The organism is Pantoea allii (assembly GCF_002307475.1).
Lineage (GTDB): Bacteria > Pseudomonadota > Gammaproteobacteria > Enterobacterales > Enterobacteriaceae > Pantoea > Pantoea allii.
On sequence record NZ_NTMH01000055.1, the window covers coordinates 16,196 to 38,946 of the forward strand.

At 53.0% G+C, this 22,751-nt stretch carries 25 protein-coding genes; 20 read left to right on the top strand and 5 right to left on the bottom strand.

All coding sequences use genetic code 11. The features are described from left to right. The first annotated feature begins 34 nt into the window (after positions 1–34). Both CMR03_RS24185 and alaC read left to right on the top strand, forming a co-directional pair. On the top strand, positions 35–559 hold the full coding sequence (locus CMR03_RS24185; protein ID WP_096012883.1) for a GNAT family N-acetyltransferase: 525 nt from the start codon (positions 35–37) through the stop codon (positions 557–559). A gap of 117 nt (positions 560–676) precedes the next feature. Further along, positions 677–1,912 carry an alanine transaminase gene (gene alaC, locus CMR03_RS24190; RefSeq protein WP_096012884.1) on the top strand — a complete coding sequence of 412 codons (1,236 nt, stop codon included), beginning with the start codon at positions 677–679 and terminating at the stop codon, positions 1,910–1,912. A gap of 50 nt (positions 1,913–1,962) precedes the next feature. Here alaC and ypdK read toward each other — a convergent pair whose 3' ends face one another. From ypdK to CMR03_RS24200, 3 genes are all read right to left on the bottom strand, one after another. Beyond that, positions 1,963–2,034: a membrane protein YpdK gene (gene ypdK, locus CMR03_RS25735; RefSeq protein WP_006120362.1), complete on the bottom strand. Its 72-nt coding sequence runs from the start codon at positions 2,032–2,034 to the stop codon at positions 1,963–1,965. Between the two features lie 197 nt (positions 2,035–2,231). Next, positions 2,232–3,260 carry an HlyD family secretion protein gene (locus CMR03_RS24195; protein ID WP_096012885.1) on the bottom strand — a complete coding sequence of 343 codons (1,029 nt, stop codon included), beginning with the start codon at positions 3,258–3,260 and terminating at the stop codon, positions 2,232–2,234. A gap of 6 nt (positions 3,261–3,266) precedes the next feature. Next, the gene (locus CMR03_RS24200; protein WP_096012886.1) at positions 3,267–4,868 is read right to left on the bottom strand and encodes an MFS transporter; all 1,602 of its coding nucleotides are present in this window, start codon (positions 4,866–4,868) and stop codon (positions 3,267–3,269) included. A 153-nt stretch (positions 4,869–5,021) separates the two neighbouring features. Between CMR03_RS24200 and CMR03_RS24205 the strand changes: the two genes are divergently transcribed. The 5 genes from CMR03_RS24205 (at position 5,022) to CMR03_RS24225 (ending at position 8,954) form a co-directional block, all read left to right on the top strand. Continuing rightward, positions 5,022–5,807 (top strand): IclR family transcriptional regulator, encoded by a 786-nt coding sequence (locus CMR03_RS24205; protein ID WP_096012887.1) that lies wholly within the window; start codon positions 5,022–5,024, stop codon positions 5,805–5,807. A gap of 7 nt (positions 5,808–5,814) precedes the next feature. Beyond that, complete coding sequence (locus CMR03_RS24210) at positions 5,815–6,267, top strand: universal stress protein (protein ID WP_063880438.1); 453 nt, start codon at positions 5,815–5,817, stop codon at positions 6,265–6,267. A gap of 9 nt (positions 6,268–6,276) precedes the next feature. Then, positions 6,277–7,086 (top strand): hypothetical protein, encoded by an 810-nt coding sequence (locus tag CMR03_RS24215; protein WP_096012888.1) that lies wholly within the window; start codon positions 6,277–6,279, stop codon positions 7,084–7,086. A gap of 243 nt (positions 7,087–7,329) precedes the next feature. Beyond that, entirely contained in the window at positions 7,330–7,611 is a 282-nt protein-coding gene (locus CMR03_RS24220; protein ID WP_063880436.1) for a lipoprotein, read from the top strand. Positions 7,612–8,078: 467 nt separating this feature from the next. Beyond that, a complete protein-coding gene (locus tag CMR03_RS24225) occupies positions 8,079–8,954 on the top strand; it encodes an SMP-30/gluconolactonase/LRE family protein (protein ID WP_096012905.1) in 876 nt (291 codons plus the stop codon). Positions 8,955–8,987: 33 nt separating this feature from the next. Here CMR03_RS24225 and CMR03_RS24230 read toward each other — a convergent pair whose 3' ends face one another. Beyond that, positions 8,988–10,208 carry an L-lactate MFS transporter gene (locus CMR03_RS24230; RefSeq protein ID WP_096012889.1) on the bottom strand — a complete coding sequence of 407 codons (1,221 nt, stop codon included), beginning with the start codon at positions 10,206–10,208 and terminating at the stop codon, positions 8,988–8,990. A gap of 265 nt (positions 10,209–10,473) precedes the next feature. Between CMR03_RS24230 and CMR03_RS24240 the strand changes: the two genes are divergently transcribed. From CMR03_RS24240 to CMR03_RS24265, 6 genes are all read left to right on the top strand, one after another. Beyond that, positions 10,474–10,713, top strand: coding sequence for a hypothetical protein (locus CMR03_RS24240; RefSeq protein ID WP_063880433.1), 240 nt, complete (start codon positions 10,474–10,476; stop codon positions 10,711–10,713). A 464-nt stretch (positions 10,714–11,177) separates the two neighbouring features. Beyond that, positions 11,178–11,507, top strand: a complete 330-nt coding sequence (locus CMR03_RS24245) for a hypothetical protein (RefSeq protein ID WP_063880432.1) — start codon at positions 11,178–11,180, stop codon at positions 11,505–11,507. A gap of 26 nt (positions 11,508–11,533) precedes the next feature. Continuing rightward, positions 11,534–11,827: a hypothetical protein gene (locus tag CMR03_RS24250; RefSeq protein WP_128604253.1), complete on the top strand. Its 294-nt coding sequence runs from the start codon at positions 11,534–11,536 to the stop codon at positions 11,825–11,827. A 46-nt stretch (positions 11,828–11,873) separates the two neighbouring features. Further along, the gene (locus tag CMR03_RS24255; RefSeq protein ID WP_096012891.1) at positions 11,874–12,407 is read left to right on the top strand and encodes an RES family NAD+ phosphorylase; all 534 of its coding nucleotides are present in this window, start codon (positions 11,874–11,876) and stop codon (positions 12,405–12,407) included. 74 nt (positions 12,408–12,481) lie between these two features. Continuing rightward, on the top strand, positions 12,482–12,853 hold the full coding sequence (locus CMR03_RS24260; RefSeq protein WP_096012892.1) for a hypothetical protein: 372 nt from the start codon (positions 12,482–12,484) through the stop codon (positions 12,851–12,853). A gap of 67 nt (positions 12,854–12,920) precedes the next feature. After that, a complete protein-coding gene (locus CMR03_RS24265) occupies positions 12,921–13,253 on the top strand; it encodes a hypothetical protein (protein WP_096012893.1) in 333 nt (110 codons plus the stop codon). A 37-nt stretch (positions 13,254–13,290) separates the two neighbouring features. Here CMR03_RS24265 and CMR03_RS24270 read toward each other — a convergent pair whose 3' ends face one another. Continuing rightward, positions 13,291–14,436, bottom strand: a complete 1,146-nt coding sequence (locus CMR03_RS24270; RefSeq protein ID WP_096012894.1) for an ROK family transcriptional regulator — start codon at positions 14,434–14,436, stop codon at positions 13,291–13,293. Between the two features lie 93 nt (positions 14,437–14,529). Here CMR03_RS24270 and CMR03_RS24275 point away from each other — a divergent pair, with 93 nt between their 5' ends. From CMR03_RS24275 to tssC, 7 genes are all read left to right on the top strand, one after another. Further along, the gene (locus CMR03_RS24275; RefSeq protein ID WP_096012895.1) at positions 14,530–15,906 is read left to right on the top strand and encodes an ABC transporter substrate-binding protein; all 1,377 of its coding nucleotides are present in this window, start codon (positions 14,530–14,532) and stop codon (positions 15,904–15,906) included. Positions 15,907–15,965: 59 nt separating this feature from the next. Beyond that, positions 15,966–16,877: a carbohydrate ABC transporter permease gene (locus CMR03_RS24280; RefSeq protein WP_096012896.1), complete on the top strand. Its 912-nt coding sequence runs from the start codon at positions 15,966–15,968 to the stop codon at positions 16,875–16,877. Further along, positions 16,877–17,941 (top strand): carbohydrate ABC transporter permease, encoded by a 1,065-nt coding sequence (locus CMR03_RS24285; RefSeq protein WP_063880425.1) that lies wholly within the window; start codon positions 16,877–16,879, stop codon positions 17,939–17,941. The genes CMR03_RS24280 and CMR03_RS24285 overlap by 1 nt, the downstream gene beginning before the upstream one ends. Before the next feature lie 5 nt (positions 17,942–17,946). Continuing rightward, entirely contained in the window at positions 17,947–19,053 is a 1,107-nt protein-coding gene (locus tag CMR03_RS24290) for an ABC transporter ATP-binding protein (RefSeq protein ID WP_063880424.1), read from the top strand. Positions 19,054–19,072: 19 nt separating this feature from the next. Beyond that, entirely contained in the window at positions 19,073–19,774 is a 702-nt protein-coding gene (gene ugpQ, locus CMR03_RS24295) for a glycerophosphodiester phosphodiesterase (protein ID WP_096012897.1), read from the top strand. Positions 19,775–20,657: 883 nt separating this feature from the next. Continuing rightward, positions 20,658–21,158 (top strand): type VI secretion system contractile sheath small subunit, encoded by a 501-nt coding sequence (gene tssB, locus CMR03_RS24305; RefSeq protein WP_063880421.1) that lies wholly within the window; start codon positions 20,658–20,660, stop codon positions 21,156–21,158. A 44-nt stretch (positions 21,159–21,202) separates the two neighbouring features. Further along, the gene (gene tssC, locus CMR03_RS24310) at positions 21,203–22,750 is read left to right on the top strand and encodes a type VI secretion system contractile sheath large subunit (protein WP_063880420.1); all 1,548 of its coding nucleotides are present in this window, start codon (positions 21,203–21,205) and stop codon (positions 22,748–22,750) included. Position 22,751: the final 1 nt, after the last annotated feature.

Consider the following 22,751-nt stretch of genomic DNA (forward strand, 5'->3'; position numbering starts at 1 on the left):
CTTTCCTTTGAGACCTGTCTGCCGGGAGCAGAGTATGCATCTGACCACTTCACGTTTGACGTTAACGACATTACGCCCGGAAGACTGGCAACTGTTCCGGGCGGTGCACGAAGATCGCGACACGATGAACTGGGTGAGTGAAATTCCTGACGAAGAGGATATCCGTGAACGGTTCAGCCAGCGTTTGGCACCCTGGCAGGTAGGCAGCTTTCACATGCTGTGCCTGGTCGCCAGGCTGCGTGATAGCGGAGAAGCCATTGGCTTATTTGGCTGTACGCCTGAATGGCAGCCCGCTCGCCAGGCCGAAATCGGTTACATGCTGCTGCACCGCTACTGTGGCCAGGGCTTCGGCAGTGAAGCCCTGGGGGCGTTATGTCAGTGTTTGTTCGACGCCGGTTTCCTCAAGCTCAAGGCGCTGGTGGTGGAGGGCAACTGGGCATCACGGCGGATTCTGGAAAAAAATGGCTTCACGCTACAGCGCACGCTGCAAAATAATTATCTGTTAAATGACCGCTGGGTGAATGACTGGCTGCTTGAACGGCTCAATCCGCAAATATAAAAAATTTTCTGCTCCTCTCGACAAAGTTGTTATCTGCAAGTTATGTTCTTGTAGAGGTCACCGCAGTGACCAGCGTCGCTCGGACGGTCCGGGCGCTAACGTTTCCCAGAGGACACCATGGCTGATAACAGCACAACCCGTCGTTTCACACGTATTGAACGCCTGCCGCCTTACGTTTTTAACATCACCGCTGAACTGAAGATGGCTGCGCGTCGGCGTGGCGAAGATATCATCGACCTTTCAATGGGCAACCCCGACGGGGCAACGCCGCCTCATATCGTAGAAAAATTGTGCCAGGTGGCACAACGTGAAGACACGCACGGTTATTCGACCTCACGCGGTATTCCTCGCCTGCGTCGCGCGATTTCTCGCTGGTATGAAGAGCGTTATCAGGTTGATATCGATCCTGAATCTGAAGCTATCGTCACCATCGGGTCCAAAGAGGGGCTGGCTCACCTGATGCTGGCGACGCTTGATCATGGCGACACTGTGCTGGTGCCCAACCCCAGTTACCCTATTCATATCTACGGTGCCGTTATCGCGGGTGCACAGGTGCGATCTGTACCGCTGGTGGAAGGGATCGATTTCTTCAATGAGCTGGAACGCGCTATTCGCGAAAGCTATCCCAAGCCCAAAATGATGGTGCTCGGTTTTCCCTCCAATCCCACATCTCAGTGTGTCGAACTGGACTTTTTCGAGCGCGTAATTGCGCTGGCGAAGCAGTACAACGTCCTGGTGATTCACGATCTGGCCTACGCGGACATTGTCTATGATGGCTGGAAAGCGCCTTCCATCATGCAGGTGCCAGGGGCACGTGATGTCGCGGTAGAGTTCTTCACGCTGTCAAAAAGCTACAACATGGCGGGCTGGCGCATTGGCTTTATGGTGGGTAACAAAGAGTTAGTCGCCGCGCTGGCGCGTATCAAGAGCTATCACGATTACGGCACATTTACGCCCTTACAGGTGGCTGCGATTGCGGCGCTGGAAGGCGATCAGCAGTGCGTGCGCGATATTGCTGAGCAATATAAACGGCGGCGTGATGTGCTGGTAAAAGGGCTGCACGAAGCGGGATGGATGGTCGATATCCCGAAAGCGTCGATGTACGTGTGGGCGAAAATTCCTGACCACTATGCCCACCTTGGTTCGCTGGAGTTTGCGAAGCACATGCTGCAGGAGGCGAAAGTCTGCGTCTCGCCAGGCATTGGCTTTGGTGACTACGGTGACACGCATGTCCGCTTTGCGCTGATTGAAAACAGCGATCGTATACGTCAGGCAGTCAGAGGGATTAAAGCGATGTTTCGTGCGGATGGTATATTGCCGGGCAGCGTGAAAAACATGGAAGAACAAATCTAGTCCGCCACTGGGGCGACCGTCTGTCGCCCCCTGCGGAATGCTTGCAGATACTACAGCATCAGCACAAAGGTGCCGACCCAAAGCAGTACGAAGAAAGAAATTCCCATCAAAGCATATTTCACAAGCGAACTCCTCTGAGCGGTTACGATGTTGGCGATCCCGATCCAGCGCAACGCGGACAGATGGGACAGGTCGCCGTTCAGGTCAACGGTCAACGGTCTCCCGGACGAACTGAATAACTCAGAACAGGATCGGGGCTAATCTACGCGTAATCAGACCGAAAAGAAATAGTTTGGTTCTGAGAGTTTGTTCACATTTTTTACTGAACGTTAATTTCTGGAACCGCAGACATGCCGACGCGTAACTGGGCCAGATTCGGCTGTCCCTCATCCAGCACAATTTTCACCGGTAATCGCTGAACGACCTTAGTGTAGTTGCCGGTAGCGTTATCAGGAGAAATCGCTGAAAACGTCGCGCCCGTGGCGGGCGCAATGCTGTCGACATGACCGGTAAAGACCTGATCGGGCAAGGCGTCGACCTCAATGCTAACGGGTTGCCCCGGACGAACATCCTTCAACTGGGTTTCCAGATAATTTGCCGTGATGTAGGTGTGCTGCAACGGCACCACCGCCAGCAGACGCGTGCCTGCTGACACCCAGGCACCCAGGCGCAGGGTACGCTGTCCCACCATGCCGGCCACCGGTGCCATAATGCGGGTATAAGACAGGTTCAGACGCGCCTGATCGACGCTGGCCTTCGCTGCGGCGACATCGGCTTCTGAGGATCTGACCGCCGCCTGTAACACGCCGACCTGCTTAACCGCCGAGGCCAGGGCCGCTTCACTCTGGCGCACCGTGGCGCTCGCGGATCGTTGTGCAGAACTGGCTTTTTGCTGTTCATCTGCGGCCACCGTGCCACGCTGATAAAGACGGTTATAGCGTTCTGCACTCTGACCGGCATACTGCGCTGTGGCCTGGCTGGCCGCGACGCTGGCCTTTTGCTGCGCAATCACCGATTGCTGCTGCTCCAGCTGTGCCTGACTGCTCAACAGTTTGGCTTCACTGACCTGCAGGTCGGCCTTGGCACTCTCAAGCGCCACCTGATAATCACGATCGTCCAGTGTGGCTAACAGTTCGCCCGCCGCGACCTGCTGGTTATCCTTCACGTTGATACGGGCGATGTAGCCCGACACTTTCGGGGCGACAATGGTGTAATCGGCATTTACCCAGGCATCATTGGTGCGGTGATCGTTACGGGTCATCACCGCCCATACCGCCAGCGCCATCGCCAGTAAAACCAGCAGCAGGAGGGAAAGCAGCAGGGTTCTTCTCATTGCTAAAGCACGCATATTCAGTTATCCCGACGTGGAGGTTGCAGGTTGGATCAAGGTTTGAGGAGGCCAGACCCGTTTGGGTACCAGAGCCGTCACCAGCAGCAGCAGTAGCGCAAAACCGATCAGCAGCATCCAGGTATCACTCAGGCCGAGTACCAGCGCCTGATGCTTGACCTGCATGGCAAAGCCGCGCAGATTTTCGACAGAGCTGGCGCTGCCGTCCGGCAGGAGCGGATAGCTGGCGCTGGCCTGGCTGCTGTCTGGCGCCGTCATCAACCAGGGCCTGCTGGCTGCCTGATTAACCAGAATGTTGGAGTGAAACTGCTCACGGTGGCTGACGAACCACGACACCAGCGTGGAGGCGGCAATGCTGGAAAAACCCCGAACCGTATTAAACATCGCTGAGGCAAACGGGCCTTCCGGTGGGGCAACGACGCTGGTGGCACTCATCAATACTGGCAGAATCACCATCGGCTGACCCACGGCCTGTAAAGCCTGAATCAGCCAAAAGTTGTCCCGCGACCAGCCCGTCGTGATCTGCATACCCAGCAGGCATGAGGCGATAAGAAAGATCAGGCCCAGCGACAGCATCCAGCGACAGTCGATCCAGCGAATATTCAGCAGGGCGGCGATAAACGGCGCAATAACCAGCTGCGGCAAGCCGATGGTTAAAGCCAGCGGCGCAAACTGTCCAATGCGGAATCCGTCGACCTGAGCAAAATAGGTTGAAGGCAGGGCCGAGCCGGATAACGACACAATGAGCACACCCGCCAACACCAGTAAACCGTGCATCAAATTACGCCGTCTCAGCATCTGCAACTTAAACAGCGGCAGCGGATGAAACCACTCGTTAATCAAAAACACTACCAGGAGCGGTAACGCCGCGAAAAGCATTGCTGTGATAATGGGGGAATCAAGCCAGTCCAGACGTTCGCCCTGGCTGAGAACCAGAATGATTAGCGCCATGCCGCTACAGCCGGTGACCATACCAAACAGGTCGATCTGCTGAAAACGTTCAGTACGGAGCGGATCCTGAGGTAATCCCCAGGCCATCAGTAAGATGGCAATCAGCATGCCGGGCACGACCTGCCAGAAGACAAACATCCAGCTGACTTCATCTGTCCAGAAGGCAGCCAGAGAAGCCGCCATATTGGGCCCAAAGGTGGCGGTCAGCGCGTAGGCACCCAGGCCGTAGAGCTTAATCGGCGGCGGCAAAAAGCGTAGCGCGACGGTCATCAGCATAGGCGGAAGTGCGCCGCCAAACAAACCCTGTACGACGCGCAACGCCATAAACAGAACAGGATTGGTCATGAGCGGCAGCAGTATGCCGGACAGTAAAAACCCCGCGGACATGATCAGCGAAAAACGGCGTAGGGAAAACGTGACGGCAAACCAGGGCGCAATCATCATGGCGGCGACTTCGGCAGCCTGATAGACAGAGACAATCCAGCTTCCCTGGTCGTAGCCGATGCCAAGGGCGGCACGAATATCGGCCAGGGCGATATCACTGACCCGATCGTTAAGTCCTGAGGTGAGCGCAGCGATCCACACGCCAAGCAAGCCTAATGCCAGGCGCAGGGTAAAGGGATGCAGCGTCGGCGCATTGCCAGGCCGGGTCGTCATAGCAGGTGGTCTCGTTATTATTATGATTCGATGTATTGCAATGCGATACAGCGCGGCGATATTACATGGCAATATGCTGTATTGCAATGCGGTACATGCTGTAAAAGGTGCGCTTTTCGGGTTACAGTAAGCCAGCTCAAAAAGGACGACGCTATGACTCATCAATCATCCAGCCGCGAGGATGAAAAAACGGGCGGCATTCAGGTTATTGCACGTGCGGCAAAAATTCTTAATGCCTTAGGCGAACATCCCAGTGGCATGAGCCTGGGCGAGATCGCACAGGTGGTTGATCTGCCGCGTTCCACCGTTCAGCGCATCGTTGCGGCTCTGGATAGCGCAGAGCTGGTTCGTAGCAGCGGTGCGGGTGGACTGCGCCTTGGCCCGGCTTTGCTTAAGCTCCTCTCCAGCGTCAACACGGATGTGGTGGATTTAGTCAAACCGCTGATGGAAAAACTCTCTGCGGATACCAATGAAACCGTATCACTGGCCCGCGCCAGCGGTTCACAGCTTGCCGTTGTGCATTACGTGGTGGCATCACGAGAGTTGCGGGTTGTTCCGCGTATCGGGCTGGATCTGCCGCTTTACAGCACCTCAGGGGGCAGAGCGCTGCTGGCGCTGGAAAGTGATGCTGACGTGCAGGCACGGGTGGGCGACGCCTGGCGCGAACTGACTGATAAAACGGTTAAGACGCTGGCCGAGCTCTTACAGATGATTCATGAGGTGCGTAAAACCAGCATTTCCTACGATCGCGGTGAAACGCTTGAAGGTATCTCGACGATGGCCTTTGCGCTGGACACGCTCTTTGGCCGTTTTGCCGTGTCATTACTGGTGCCTACGGCACGTTTTAAGAAACACGAGGCTCGTTATCGTGAGGAAATGTTGCAATGCAAACAGGCGTTGATTCGCGAAATTGGCAAAATTGCCGCTGTTGAAGGATGACTGCTCAATGAAAACAGTGTTGATGGCTATTGATAATTCTCCGGTGGCGAAGAAAGTGGTTTCTTTAACGATTGAACAAGCGCAGGCACACCGTGCGGAAGTCGTCGTTTTATGCTGTATCGATCCCGCTTATTCATCCTGCAGCCAACCTATTGATATTGATGCAGGCGAAGATCCGGCGGATTTTGTGGCGGCTCAGGATGAACAAAATACCGCTGAGATGGTGGTACGGCATGCACTGGCCCCGTTGCTGCAGGCCGGCATTAAGGCGCGTGGCATTATACTGGCCGGTGAAGCCGCTGATACCATCGTCGCCCAGTCGCAACAGCTAAACGCCAATATGATTATTATGGGGCGGCGCCATTTGTCACCCTTTAACCGTTTATTAAAAGGATCTGTGAGTGCCGCTGTTGTTGAACGCGCGCATTGCCCGGTACTGATTGATGTGCGTAAGGATTAACAACGTAGTATGACTTCCCTGCTTTTTATTACGCTGGTGGCCTTTGTGCTACTGGCGCTTATCATTGTGATGTTGGTCAGAACCACCCGGTTGCGGGTGTGGCAGGGCGTCGTGCTGTTTATCCTGCCGCTTATCCTGTCGAATATGTTGTGGTTCAACTGGATTTTGCCTCAGCAGCAACAGGAAAAACGCTATGAGCGGGCGGCGGACTATATGGCGCAGGCGACGGTTTATCGCGTGCTGCGCACCCAGGAACCCGCCCTGTGGCAGTTACTGACGCGCGAACTGTCTCACAAACTGCGTGAAGGCGAGCCGATGATTCAGGCCGTCGGTGAACTAAGAGGCTGGCTCACGGATGTGATTAATCAGCGGCTGATGCGCGGCTCAAGTCGCGCCGTCGTTAATTATATTGGCGTTTCCGTCGACGAAATGCAGGCGCTGAATAAAATTGATCCCGGACTCTGTTTTCAATTCCTTTATCCGCAGGTGAAGGGCGGGGTGAATCTGGCCAAAACGCTGCCAGCCGCACTGAATCAAAAGGATGCAGAAGCCACCGAGTATTTACTGCTTAACAGTTTGACCGAAGAACAGCCGATGGATCGCGACCAGGCTCAGCACGACCTGAAAAATATCGTGGATCGCCTTTACCAAAAATGGGGTGATAAGCTGCAACAGCTCAATATGCCTGCAGACACGGCGGTTGATCGCTCATCTATGTGTGCCATGTCCATCGATCTCTACACGGCGATTCTCGCACTCCCTGACAAGCAAGCCGCCAATCTGCTTCGTAGAATGATTGCGCTTTCGGGCGAGGGATAAGCGAAAAAAAGCCCGCTAAACGCGGGCTGAATTGAGAGAGGCTTTTTTTTAGAGTAATGCCTGGTGTTGTGCTTTGAATGTTTTCCGTTGAATGCAGTTTCGCAGTTTAATGGCACATTATGCCAACTGTTTAACCGTATTGAATCAATTGGTAAAACTTCGTAAATACGCAACAGCTCGCGTACTATTCCTATAGATACCCATTTTGCCGCGCCTTACACTGCGACAAAATGTGAGGTAAAAATGAAAAAAATAGTTATTGGTGCACTGGCACTTATTCTGCTGAGCGGCTGTACTGCCAGCAAACCCGGGGCGTTTGAGCGAGTAGATGAAGATACTCATTCAAACACCGTACAGTACCGTTTCGACCCGTCAAAAGTTAATCGCGACGCGATGGAAATTGATGTGGCGAATTACTGCATGAATAAAGGTTTTGATAAGGTAGAAAATTTACCTGTTCAGGACAGCACAATACCAGGCTTAAAGAAAACCTGGTATCAGTGTAATTATGCGGTGAAGAGTTAACCAATAAAACGAGGTGGGATTTAATCCCACCTTCTTTTTTTATATTATGCTGTGTGAAATCTTTGCCCTTCAGTGGTTCTCATCTCTGGCAGACCATTTTCCCTGTCGCTGCCTGTCATCCTTATGTCCTGATAGCATTTTTGGCCCGTTTATAAAATAACCCGCTGCGACCATGGGAAGGACTGTTGTACTTATTTCTTTCATACGCCATCTCCTCTTTTTCGATGTTTTAGATATTACGCCGAAATAGTGGAGCAAACATGTAGCGATTGTAGAGTTACCTGCATAAGTATTTCTTTATATTTCTTTTTCGGTAATGTCGACAAAGCGATTTTAATCTTCCCATCAGAATGGGATGAATAAGCGCAAGCAGAAGTAAGAACCGTCTTAAAAATACGGTGAAAATAGTTCTCCTGGGTCTGGAAATTGGCGCTACATTATTAGCAGGACAATAAATGGAGGCAAACATGGCTCACAAGGTAAAAAATATTCTGCAACTTCAGGCGGAGTTAGGGGAATGCCCGCTCTGGTCGGTCAAGGAACAGGTATTGTGGTGCGTTGATATTTTGGCTCCAGCTATTCATCGTTTTGATCCCATCAGTGGCGAACTGACGACGTTTCCCCAACAGGAAGAGGTGGGGTGCATTGGATTGCGTGAGCAGGGCGGTATCATCGCCGCCCTGCGCGGTGGCGTGTGGCTGTTGGATGAGCAGGGTAAACCGCAGAAGAAAGTGGCTGATAATCCAGGCATCGCGGAGAAAAGCCGTTTCAATGACGGACGTGTCGATCCCTGGGGTAATTTCTGGTGCGGTAGCTTGTGGGAGCCACAGGATAAAAACGGAGGGTTGCTATGCCGTGTGACGCCCAATCTGAAGCTTGATGTCAAAGCGCGTGACATCAAGATTTCAAACGGCGTAGCCTTCTCACCCGATCGTCAGTGGATGTATCACACGGACACGCCGAACGAAGTGCTTTACCGCTATCCGTTGGATGCCCAGGGCGAACCGGGGGAACGTGAGGTTTTCCGACGTTTCGATGCTCGTGGGGGCTTGCCTGATGGTGCAGCCGTAGACAGCGAAGGCTTTTACTGGTCGGCATTATTTGATGGCGGTCGGGTGGTGCGTATCGATCCACAAGATGGCGAAATCGTGGATGAGATCAGTCTGCCGGTTAAGTGGCCAACGATGGTCGCCTTTGGCGGTCGCGATTTGAAAACGCTGTATATCACCAGTTCAAGAGAGAATCTCAGTAAAGAAGATCGGGAGCGCTATCCAGAGTCGGGTGATATTTTTGCTGTTGAACTTGATGTGGCCGGTATGGCGGAACCGCGCTTTCGCGGCTAAAAAAAGGGGCCAGTCTGACCTGGCCCCTCGCGATTACTGACGCTGCAGCAGCGGCTCGCGAACAGACGGGCTCTGCGGCATACGAATCGTCAGTGACAGCAGTAATGACATCACCAATAGCGTCATGATAAGGCTGAACGTTACGGTAAAACCGCCAAACAGTGAGGCGACCAGCGAACCTAAAACGCTGCCAATACCGAATCCCAGATAAATCAGACCATAATTTTTGGTCAAATTATTGAGGCCAAAAAAGTCGCTGACCAGCGAAGGGAAAACGGTAATGGTGCCGCCAAAGCTGAAAGCGATGCAGGCCAGAGACAGGAAAAAGGTGGTTTGATTCATCTGGGTAAACAGTAAAACGCTCATGCCAGCTAACGAAATCAGCTGGGCCAGCGAGATAACCCGGATACGAACCATTTTGTCAGACAGTACGCCCAGCACTAACCGACCACTCAGATTAGCCACGGCAATGACAGTCACCGCGTTAGCCGCCGTCTGGGTGCTGAGATGCACTAAGCCTTCCCCGATATCTTTAGCGACGCCAATCACGTACAGGCCACTCATGCAGGCCGTCAGGAACATCAGCGCCAGCATCCAGTACTGCGGCAGGCGCACTGATTCCGCCAGCGTATAGTTGCGGTTTGCCTGGTTTTGCACGGTCGACGGGCTTTGCAATGGCGCATCGCGCATCATCAGCGCCCCGATGATCATCATCGTCATGGCCAATAATCCCCAGATAATGAAGGTCTGTTCGAGCCCAAACTTAGCCAGTAGCGCGCCACAGATAAATTTGAACCCCAGGCTTCCTAGTCCGTAGGCACCAATCGCGCAGGCGGATATCACCCCTTTACGTTCAGGAAACCATTTAACGCAGTTTGACAGCGTCATCAGGTAGCCTGCGCCATCAGCCAGGCCCAGCAGAATGCCTGCGCTGAGATACAGCATCATCAGGTTATCGGCATGTGAGGTCAGCCATAAACCCAGCGCCATCATCACGCCCGCGCCGATAGTCACCTTACGGACGCCAAACCGTTCCTGAAGTTTGCCAGCCAGCGAAGACGCCACCGCCAGTCCCAGGCTCAGCAACCCAAATGAAAAGGCCACCTCGCTGACCGATGCCGACAGTTTTTGCGACAGCTGACCGTTAAACAAACTCCAGGTATACACCGACCCCAGCGCAAACTGGGTAATCACCGTACCGATAAGAGTTAACCAGCGTGTACGCTGGCAGACAGCCTGTTGTGGCTTATTCATGATGTTTACTCCCGATGGGAAACTGGAAACTGCGGCCAGAATAAACCTTAGCCTTGCGCGTGCGGGGAGAAAGGGCATGAATGGAATGCAAAATGGAATGAAATGCCGCGAGAGTGGCATGAATGGCAGGAGCGATAAACGTTACCGGTATAGCTATGTGATGACCCCAGGTAAATAGCAGTAAGGGAATGTTACAAACAGTGCTTTTTTCCGGCAGAGTCAGCGTTTTTTTGCCATGCTAAAAGTTCATTCAACAGGAGGAAATATGAAAGACCGGACATATGAATCCGTCACCAGTGAGGATGAGGTTTGCTGCATTATCGGTCAGGCAGTGATTGAATTGAGCGCAGAGCAGCAGCCTGTCACTAAATCTACGCTGGCGCTGAAATTATTGTCAATGGCGGATCGTGACAGTGACGACGAGCGAGTTCTGCTCTACTGGATTGCGCGTAAGGCAATAAATCAACCACAACATCTTGTCAATCAGCAGCAACAATGGGCATGACGCCCGGACAGGAAAGGGTTCCACGCCCGGTACGGTTCAGCCTGTAGCAAGAGCGTGACAGCGGCTCATGCCTAATGTATGAAAACTGACCGTATCATCATGGTAATGCCAGGGATGGCGTCGATATCCTTAACTTTACCTGTCCTCAGTTTTACTTCACCTCTCATCTTTAGCTTCTTAACCTGCATCGCATTTCGCTTTTTCCCCTCCGCGCTTAATCATAACTGCATCACCTCCCTCGCTCCGGTGGCATTAGTATCGATAAATCCTGCTAAATCTCACGCTTACCCCAGATGGTCATGCTGGCGATGCGTAACAGTGGGCGACGGTAGAGCGATTGGTTAACCGGCGATTAAGTGCCTGCACGTACCTGAGCGCGTCATACTCAGACATATTCCGCATGCAGACAGTCCCCCCTGGCTTGTGAGAATAATAAATCCCTGTTTATTCTGCCGGAGAGGTTTATGTATTCAGTCAGTCTGAAAAGCCTTGGCGTGCTGATGCTCGCCGCCGCTTGCACGTCATGCAGCCCTTCATCCTCTGGTCACATTTCTCCGGGTAAATGTGATATCGAGGGCACTTACCATGTTAACCTCCCGCGCTTTGATGAAACGGCCCAGCAGTTAGCCCATGCTTCAGGCTGTTTTATTGAGACAGATCTGTCGCGAACCGGCGCTGTCCACGTCAATCCGGTGCAGGGAACCATGACCCTCCGGGAAGCGGTCAGTGACGCGATAAAAGGCACCTCGCTTAAGATCGTGGCGCAAAAACCGGACTCAATTACTGTCGAATAATAATGGCGAATGAAGGCGGTATGTTCATGCATAAGTTAGCTGCTGTAACCGGGATAATGTTGCTTTTATCGGTATCCGCCTGCTACGCCGGATCGGGTGGTAATGGGGGCGCAGGTGGCAACGGCGGCAGCCAAAATGGACAGCCTGGCGGTGAGGGCCTTGCGGGAAAGAACGGGCAGCGCGGAATGGACGGTTGTCCCGGTGGTACGGCGCGCTCTGCTGATGGTCACTATTATCTGCCGGGCACACATGAGCGGTGTCATCCGCCATCGACCAGAAAACAGCACCGGCACAAACAGATGGGCGTTGAGAGCGTTTAGGTGAGCCAGCCTGAATGTCGCCCGGGCGCTTAATAAGGTGAGGGAAATGGACGCTGACGCTTTTTTGCCCCTTTCGGGCCAGTTTTACCGCTCGGTGTTGTCAACGAATGCGCACGCCGCTCTCGCCGCGCCTGGGCCGCAAAGCGCAGGACGTTATCACCGACAGGGGCAGCCCGCACTTTATATGAGCCCCATTCCTGAATGGTCCATCATGGCGGTTTCGGGTTATATGCGGGAAGATGGATTAGCGCGTGTGCTTATTCCGCTTCGCGTGAGCGGTGCCAGGGTCATCGATCAGCGGGATAAGGCAGGTTGCCTGCAAATGGGGATAATCCCCGAGGCATCCAACAGCCCCTGGCGAGCAGCGCTGAAGCAAGGGCTGATGCCGTTGTCCTGGGAAAATGCCGATAAGGCAAGGGCGTCAGGCGCATATGGGATCATTGATTGTTCTCGTATCATCCCCGACGGTTGGCATCTCTGCCTGTTTCGCTGGAATACGCATGACGCGCCCTGTGTTGAAGTGTGCGGAGAACCTGTAACCATTACGCTTTCATCCGACGGGCCTGAGTGGGGATTGTAGTGGATTTTCGCCTCAGGGCTGCCCGACGTGCCAGCCGAACAGGTTTATTAACGACGATGACCAGGATAGCCGCCATGAGAATGCTATGTTACGCCATGCTTTATCTGATCGCTTTTAGCACCTTCGCCGCGTCGGCTGCGCCAGACTATCCGGGATGCGATCTCAACACGCAACATGATGTGCAGGGCAATGTGGGCGGTGCCATTACCGATCCCCGTCAGGCGCATATCGCCGTACGTGCCAATATCCTTCAGGCCGATATTGCTACTGCACGCAAAGCCCGTCTTCTGACACAACCACAGGCGGAAAAAATGTGGCGGCAGGTTGAGCAGGTGCGAAAAGACACTAATCAATTTGTTAAGAAGCAGGGATTCTTGAGTGCTGGGGAACGGGCCAGTTATGACAGAGCGCTGGATCGCGTGGCATCCCAACTCTGCCGGTTCTGATCACGCGGAATAAAACGCCTGCCTCTGGTCTGATGGCGGCGGCTCTTCTTTATTCTGGCATTGTTGTGTGAATATTCGCCTTGCCGGCCGGTTTATTCTCAATGCTTCACGCGCACTCGATGATCGCTTCCTGCCAGAACGGGATATTCACCCCGGCAAATCTGTTCTCCCCTGTGAAAAGACAGAAACAGAAGCGAGTGGTTTTATTTGTCGGTGCGGGCTGCTTTTTCAGGTGGAGGCCGGGATAAACGCGCATCAACCCAGACCGATCCCGGCGGAGGTGGATATTGAGAGGTATTACAACGCTGGAAACAGAATGGCCACGATAAATACCCTGTTGGACGGCTTCCACTTTACGTTAGCGGGACAGCGCTTACCGCCCATGGCGACGTGTTTTTAAGCCATGTTAAATCACGCTGAGGTGGCGGTTAAATGCGCTACGATTCCCCCGCATCCGGCTGAGCCACATTGTGCAGAACCATGGCGGCGGCACCGAATGCGACGGTATCCGTAGCTGAGATATCCGGCAGGCAGATTTCAGGTTGCACGACTTGGGTGCCATTTAACGTATCTAACGCGGAAAAATCGAGCCAGACAGCAAGCCGTTGACGCACGACCTGCGGCAGTGTGCCCCCAAGATAGATAGCCGCTGGCGCAAGGACAGCGTTTAGCATAAAGCCCAGGCGTGCGATTTCCGGGCCTGTGCGTTCAATCCACCCGTCGAGAACCGATACGTTTTCGCTCAGGAAACGGTGCCAGACAGCTTGTGAACGACCATCCGGTATCTCGCCGAGGTGATTTTTACACCAGGCAGCAAGGTCAGTAAAAGAGGGCCGTGGTCTTTCGAGTGGAAGTAACAGGCCAATTTCGCCCGCATTGCCAAGATGACCGCGATAGCGTTGTTTGCCCAAAATAATGCCGCTGCCGATGCCTTCTGACAGATAGAGATAGACAAAGTCTTGATGATTAGCCGCATTACCGAGCGCCATCTCGCCCATTGCTGCAGCATTGGCATCATTTTCGATCAACACCGGACAGCCCAAAGCCTGCCGGATGGACTCATACAGCCCGGGTTCATCCCAGGAGGTCACTTCGGGGGCCAGATGGAGAGGCGCAATACCGCGTTGAAACCGTGTCGGCATGGCGATGCCTGCACCAATCAGTAAACGATGCGGTATGTGATTTCTTTCCAGCAGCGTTTTGTGACCCTCCTGCATCGCTGACCGAGCCTCGGCAAAGGTTTCATAGAGGCCGATCAGTTCAATTTCATCGACCAACTTGCCTTTGAAATCAAGCAGCATCAGCGTGATAGAAAAGCGGCTGGCATGAATCCCTATGGCATAACCGATTGCGGAATTAAGCGTAAGATCGATGTGCGGTGCGCCCCGGCCAGACGGACGACGAGCCCCTTCGACGACGATACCTCGCTTGATGAGATCGCGGGTCATCATGCTCACCGCCGCCGCTGTCACGCCACAACAATCGGCGATTTCAGCACGCGATGCAGAGTCGTTGCGACGAAGATAACGTAACACGGCAGACTGCGTTGTACCGATTCCTTCCCAATGCTTCGATGAAGTCAACTCATCTTCTCCCGGTCATTTTCACATGGTCATGAACTTGTCATTTAAATAAATTAACTTACTTAAATAATAGGCACAACGGGAATAAAAACCATGTCGAAAAAATTGACTGTCCTCGCCACCTTGGTGATTTCCGCGCTGTGTGGCGGCCTTGCCCACGCCGAGGAGATAACCATCAAGCTCTCCACACTCGCCGAGCGGAGTGCTCCCAACCGCATCACCAATATCGAAGATGCCGCCGACATCATGAACAAGCAATTTAAGGCTGCGGGTGTCGACAAGCATATTGTGGTTCAGGCCAACAGCAGTGCTGTCAAAGGCTGGGACGACTTTGCCATGGACATGCTGAAGGCAATGTCCGTCGGCCAGGGACCGGATATCTATGTGCTGCCCCATGAGTGGATCGGTCAGTTTGCTAAGGACGGTTATGCCTTGCAAATGAACGATAAGATCGCCGCTGCACCGTGGGTTTATAGCGATATCCTGCCTGTGCTGTGGGAATCGGCGAAAGCAAAAGATGGAAAGATCTATGGCATACCGCAGGATGCTGAAATACGGATGTTTTTTTACAACAAAGATATGTTGAGAAAAATCGGCAAGGATGAAGCCTTTATTAACGCTATTCCGGCCAGAGTTGAGTCCGGTGATTTTACACTCGACGATCTGACCGCCCTTGCCAAAGAAGTCGTGGACGGCAAAGCAGCCCAATATGGCATGCTGCACCGCCCGAACGTCGGTATTGATTATCTTATGGTTTTTCAGTCTTACGGCGTGAAATTCATGGATGAGAAGACCGGCAAACTCATGTTCCCCAAGGCTGAAATGGCCGACGCCCTTGGCTGGTATGCGCGTAATGCGAAGCAGGGTGTTACCCCTGTCGATAATACGGCGATGAGTTGGGATGCCATTCAGGGGGCATTCAAACAGGAGAAGGCATTTATCTTTCACCAGGGTGTCTGGGCGGTTGCCTGGCAGGTGGGGGACAAAAATGGGGCGGTCTGGCCGTCAGACAAAGAGGGTTATTTTCATAAGATAGGCTGGATTCCGGCCCCGGCGGCCAAAAAGGGCGGTCAGCCTTCAAACCTGTCGCATCCGCTTCTCTATACGGTGAATGCCAAAAGTAAAAATGCCGATATTGCTGCCGAACTCGTCGCACTGGCAACCTTACCCTATTTCAACAACGAGCATGCTGTGACCTCCTATCATACGGCCATCAGCAACGCGCAAACGGCGATGCCGAAATACCGGGATAACTGGGTGCTGTCAGCCGCCTCGCCAATGATGGCGCATGCGAAGTTCGTGCCCAATCACATTCAGTTTGGCAGCTATAACAAGGTGCTGTTCAGCGGTCTTCAGGCCGTTGAGACAGGGAAAATGACCGCAAAACAGGCGGTTGATTTTATCGCTGAAGAGCTTGAACTGCAGTTCGGCGACGATGTTGAGATTCGCGCCTCTGTCGCCAACAAATAGTGTTTAGCCCGTCGGGTGTCGCGCTTAGTGTGATCGTTAATATTTAAGGAGATGAGGTCATGTCTCAGTTCCAGCCTCGGGCGCACCGGCCAGCCCGACCCGTTTTCTATCTCGCGCCCGCTATCGCGTTGTTGGTCGTCTTTTTCCTGGCGCCCATCATCGTCAATACTGTCATCGCCTTTACCGATATGGGCGCGGATCTTCGGGTCGGCCAATTTACACTGCAGAATTTCGAGCGGATCGTGTCACGCGATGCGCGCATTCCTGGCGTGCTCCTGACGACGCTAATCTACGTCACGGCGACTTTGTTTATTTTCAATGTCGGGCTGGGTGCCCTGTTGGCCATAACGTCGACGGCCATCCCCGACAGACTCGGTAATCTGTTTCGCGGTCTCTGGCTGTTGCCACGCATGTCACCGGCCGTACTCTACAGCATTCTGTGGATATGGGTTGCCGATCCCACGCCGTCCGGTTTGCTTAATCAGGTAACCGGGTCTTTAGGCCTGCCGCCTGTGAATTTGCGCAATGACTTCCCCTTGTTTCTGATCGTCGTGGCGAATGGGTTAGTGGGGGCATCCTTTGCCATGGTCATTCTGACGTCATCAATTCGCTCCATCCCCTCACATCTCGCCAATGCGGCGCGGATAGACGGGGCGAGCGAATGGGGCGTGCTGCGTTATGTGGTGGCCCCCGCGCTGTCTCAGCCCATTCGATTTATCACGATCTATCAGGGCCTTTCCCTAATGACCACCTACGAATACATTCTGCTCATCACCGGAGGCGGCCCTGTCTACGATTCCACGCCGTATGCGCTCTACATCTACCGTCGTGCCTTTGAAAATGGGGCTTACGCCTATGGCGCGGCGCTGGCGCTTGGTTTGATGGTGATTGGCGTGGCCGCGACCTTAGTGCAATGGCGTGTTAGTAATATGCGCGCGACCTTTGCCGCGCCGAAAATCGAGGTATTGTGATGTCACGCGTACAAACCACAGCGGTTGCCCAATCGAAATGGGCGCGTCTTGAACGTCGAGGCACCGTCAATCGTGTCGGCTTCCTGTCTGCGGTCATTCTCTTCCTGACGATTATTTCGGTCCCGATTCTGCTGCCTTACCTCTGGCTCCTGGCAAAATCCCTGACCACCTCTGATGAGTCCGTCAGCCGGCTTGTGCTTTGGCGCACCAGCGCCATTGCGGGCGTGGCTTATTTCGGGGCGATCGTGCTTGCCTTTCTGGCAGATCGCCTGCGCAGACCGATATTGTCCTGGACTGCGCTCGGTATCATTGTGCTGCTCCTCGTGATGATTTTCCTGATGCCCCATATGACAGTGCACAACTACCGTTTTCTGTGGAACCGGGATATTGCGAATACCGGCACAACGCGCGTGGAGCTGATGCCGTCGGCCTGGACGGCACTGGGGAGCTCCCTGATCTTTGCCGTCTCCCAAACACTGATTGTGACGATCGTCGCGACGCCAGCAGCCTACGCGTTATCGCGCTTTGCCTTTGCCGGTCGGGAAAATTTCCTTCGCGGTTTGCTTCTGTTACATGCTTTTCCCGCGCTGGCCCTGACCATCGCTATCTTCATCCAGCTTCACTATATGGGCCTGCTCAACCATCTCTCCGGCGTGGTGATGGTGATGAGTGCGCTGGAGCTGCCCTACGCGATTTTCGTCCTTAAGGGTTTTTTTGACGGCGTGCCCTGGGATATTGAGATGAGTGCGGTGACAGATGGCGCGACCCGTTTCCAGGCCTTTCGCCTGGTGGTTCTGCCACAGGTGCGTAGCGGGTTGATTGCGATTGCTACCTTCACCTTTTTGCGCGGTTGGGAGGAGTACGTTTTTGTCCAGACGCTACTTATCGACAAAAGCCAGATGACCATGAGCCTCTACCTTTTCTTTGTTGCACAGGATAATACGGGCGCAGATTACGGCATGATCGCCGCCGTCGGCATCATCTACTTACTTCCCGTGCTTGTTCTCTACACCTTCACGCAGAAATACATCACCCAAATGAGTTTTGGCGGTATTAAGGGATAATTGTCATGGCCTCGATCACGCTCAACAATGTCACCAAAAACTGGGGTGAGACCCAGGTCCTGAAACCGATGAATCTTGCCATTGAGAACGGTGAATTCGTTGCCATTCTCGGCCCATCCGGATGCGGTAAGTCGACGACGCTGTTTCTTCTGGCGGGGCTTTATGCGCCGAGCAGCGGTGAGATCGCGTTTGACGGGCACAATGTCAATCGCATTGATGCCCGCGATCGTAATGTCGGTATCGTCTTCCAGTCTTATGCGCTTTACCCAAACCTGACGGTGCGCGACAACATCGCCTTTCCGTTACGTTTTAAAAAAATAGATAAGGACCAGATGGCCCGGCGCGTGGAAGAGGCGGCTACTCTTGTGCAAATAAGCGCGCTGCTCGATCGACGCCCATCGCAGCTTTCAGGTGGGCAGCAACAACGCGTGGCGCTGGCCCGGGCACTGGTCAAGGAACCGAATATCCTGTTACTTGACGAGCCGCTTTCTAACCTTGACGCAACACTCCGTATCACCATGCGCACGGAGCTCAAGAATCTTCAGAAACGCCTCGGCTTCACCACCTTGATCGTCACCCATGACCAGTTGGAAGCCATCACGATGGCCGATCGGATCATTTGTATGAATCACGGCGAGATAGTCCAGATCGGCACGCCAGACGACCTTTACAGGCGCCCGGACGATCTCTTTGTTGCAGGATTCATCGGCTCACCGCCCATGAACCTTGTGAAAGGACAGGCACTTGGCCGTTTTCTGCAATTAGGACAATCATCCTTTGAACTGAATCACGGATACGATGGCCCCGTTTGTTTCGGTCTGCGTCCGGAGGATATCAACCTGGTTGCCGCCGATCATGCGCCTCTCTGTGGTGACGTTATCACCGTTGAGCCGATGGGACGTGAAGTTTTCTACACGATTGACACGCCAGCCGGCATTCTCCGCGCGCTGGAATATGGTGAAGCGGTGCGTCATGCGACCGGTTCCCGGATCGGTATCGCATGTCAACCCGAACTGACCCTTATGTTCAATGCTTCTGGTAAACGCATCGTCGATCTTCATGCCAACCTCTCTGTATTCTGCCACCCCAGCAAACATGTTTATGCTGGCTAGCTAACAGGAAAATACGTTAATGACCCGAGTCGTATCACACCGTGGTGCCAACCATTTTGCACCAGAGAACACCTTCTTTTCCGCAGACCTGGCGCTTGAGCAGGGGGCCGATTACATTGAGCTGGATGTGCGAGAGAGCGCAGACGGTGTGCTTTACGTTATCCATGACGAGTCCCTGGATCGCACGACGAACGGCACGGGCCTCGTTGGCCATGCCTTGTCGCGCGATATTGATACACTGGATGCAGGAAGCTGGTTCGACGACCGCTTTAAAGGTGCCATTGTGCCGCGGCTTGATGACTACCTTGAACATCTGCGCGGTCGCGCGGGTGTCTATATTGAGCTGAAATACTGCGATCCACTCAAAGTGGCTGCGTTAGTACGGGATCTCGGTATGGTGCGCGACACGTTCTTCTTTTCGTTTTCCGACGCGATGCGCACTGGCCTTCAGGCTGTGGCACCGGAGTTTCGCAAAATGATGACCCTCGATATCGCCATGTCTCCCTCTCTTGTTGCAACCCTGCATCATGGATCTATCATCGAGGTGAACGTTGAGCAGATGCGTAATCCCGGAATCCTTGAATCAAGCCGTAAGGCTGGCCTTGAGATCATGGTTTATTACGGTGGTGACGACATAAAGGTTCATCAGGAAATAGCGTCTGCGGGGGTAGATTATATCAACCTCAACCGCCCGGATATTTTCAGCACCACACGGCGTTAGTTTGCTGGGGCCCGCTGCCAAACGATACTAATCGCTCGCGTCACCAATGTGATTTGCACGATTTTATCAGGGGATGGATGGGAAGTTTTAAAATATTACCTTAATCTGGCTCATCACTATTGAGCAGGCAATGTTACCGAATTCTGTCTGTCGATGATGCCATTCAGTTTATCGACGCGTTCAGATCGCTGAAAAGTGAGTTGCGCCGCTCCCTGCTTATTGCCGCCTGGACGGTTGTTGTTCCCGATCGTCCAGGCACCTGGTGCCTGAGATTTACCTGTCACAGGCACTGGCATGAAAAAGGTGAAGAGCCCAGTGGTGATCGTTACTCTCCTTCAATAAAAATAAATAACCCCCAGGTTAACGAAAAGAGAATTATGAAAGTATGACCATGTCTTCATATTTTCCCGAGTGCAGTCGCATCCTGATTATTATTTTTGTTAAAACTAAAATTAAATATTTCACATTGTGGTCGGGATTTTTCGGGATTCAATCCCTAAGCTAAATTGATCACTTACTGAACACCCTTGTCCCATGCGGCATGAAAGGGTTATTAATTAAAAGTCATATAAATCAAAAAGATGATATAAAAATGTTAAGCCTGATTATTGTAACGTTTTGTTACACTTTTTCATTTACTGTCATGTGTTTAACCTTCTTACACTCTGTCCGTTGGCGTTTATCCGAATGTTTTCCATCACAGATAAACGCTCAACAATACAGTGTCGACATGCTGGTGAATGGAATGCACCCGCTTTTGATTCCGGGTTTTTATTCTCGTCGGATGACGTGAACCGGGACGTTGTTCTTGCTGGGTTTGCTTTTCTTATTAATTTCTCGCTGGCATTGACCGTTTCTATAACGCAATAGAACAGGGACAGCCATGTCTAATTCTTCCTATCAGTCCGAAATTCCGAAAGCACGTATTAATCTAAAACTTGAACTGCATACCGGTGGCGCGAGCAAGAAAACAGAGCTCCCCCTGAAATTACTTGTTGCGGGTGATTTCAGTCATGGCAAGGAGACCGCACCGTTATCCGAGCGAAAAAAAGTTAATCTGAACAAAAATAATTTCGACGCCGTACTTTCCGAATATTCCCCAGAAGTCAATCTTACCGTTCAAAACACGCTTGCCGGTGACGGTAGCGAAGAAAATATCCGTCTGACATTTCAGAGCATGAAAGATTTCTCTCCGGAACAGGTGTCCCGACAAATACCTCAACTGAAAGCCATGCTTTCCATGCGCAATTTGCTTCGTGATTTAAAGGCCAACCTGCTGGATAACCAGACTTTCCGAAAAGAGCTGGAAAACATTCTGCTCGATCCGGCATTAAGTGCCGAACTTCGGTCTGAGCTGTCTGCTCTGGCCCCGAAACAGCCCTAACGGTCAGAGTGTTTTGACGGATTAATAACGGATTAATAAGGAAGATGTTGATGTCTGTAAAAAATGAGAAGGCTGCGGGTGGCGAAAGCGTGGTACTGGAACGCCCAGCCGCGGGTGGGGTTTATGCGTCCCTGTTTGAAAAAATCAATCTGAACCCGGTGTCTGAGCTGAGCGCACTGGATATCTGGCAGGATGCACAGGCGATGTCGGATGCAACGGCGGATGAACGTCTGACCGCCGGCATGCAGGTGTTTCTGGAATGCCTGACAAAATCTGGCTCAAAAGTTGAGAAACTCGACAGAAACCTGATTGACCATCATATCGCCGAACTGGATCACCAGATCAGCCGTCAGCTTGATGCCGTCATGCATCACGATGCTTTTCAGGCGGTGGAAAGTCTGTGGCGCGGCGTGAAATCCCTGGTCGATAAAACCGATTTCCGCCAGAACGTGAAAGTTGAACTGCTGGATATGTCGAAAGAAGACCTGCGTCAGGACTTTGAAGACAGCCCGGAAATTATCCAGAGCGGACTGTATAAACACACTTACATTGATGAATATGACACACCGGGTGGCGAACCCATTGCCGCGCTGATCTCCGCCTACGAATTTGATGCCTCTGCACAGGATGTGGCCCTGTTGCGCAATATCTCGAAAGTCTCTGCCGCAGCACATATGCCGTTTATCGGCTCCGCAGGTCCGAAATTTTTCCTCAAGGACGCCATGGAGGAGGTGGCGGCCATCAAGGATATCGGCAACTACTTTGACCGCGCGGAATACATCAAGTGGAAATCCTTCCGCGAAACCGATGATTCCCGCTATATCGGTCTGGTGATGCCGCGTGTACTGGGCCGCCTGCCGTATGGCCCGGATACCACGCCGGTCCGCAGCTTCAACTATGTCGAAGAGGTGAAAGGCCCGGATCATAACAAATATCTGTGGACCAACGCCTCGTTTGCCTTTGCCGCGAATATGGTACGCAGCTTTATCAACAACGGCTGGTGCGTCCAGATTCGCGGCCCACAGGCGGGCGGTGCCGTTCAGGACCTGCCTATCCATCTGTACGATCTGGGCACCGGTAATCAGGTGAAGATCCCGTCTGAAGTGATGATCCCGGAAACCCGCGAATTTGAATTCGCCAACCTGGGTTTCATTCCGCTGTCGTACTACAAAAACCGTGACTACGCGTGCTTCTTCTCGGCGAACTCCACCCAGAAACCGGCGCTGTACGATACAGCGGATGCGACCGCCAACAGCCGTATCAATGCCCGTCTGCCCTACATCTTCCTGCTGTCACGCATCGCCCATTATCTGAAGCTGATCCAGCGTGAAAATATCGGTACGACCAAAGACCGCCGTCTGCTGGAGCTTGAGCTGAACACCTGGGTTCGCAGTCTGGTCACGGAGATGACCGATCCGGGCGATGAGCTGCAGGCGTCTCACCCGCTGCGTGATGCGAAAGTGGTGGTGGAAGACATCGAAGACAATCCGGGCTTCTTCCGCGTGAAACTCTTCGCGGTGCCGCATTTCCAGGTAGAAGGCATGGACGTCAACCTGTCACTGGTTTCCCAGATGCCGAAGGCGAAATCGTAAC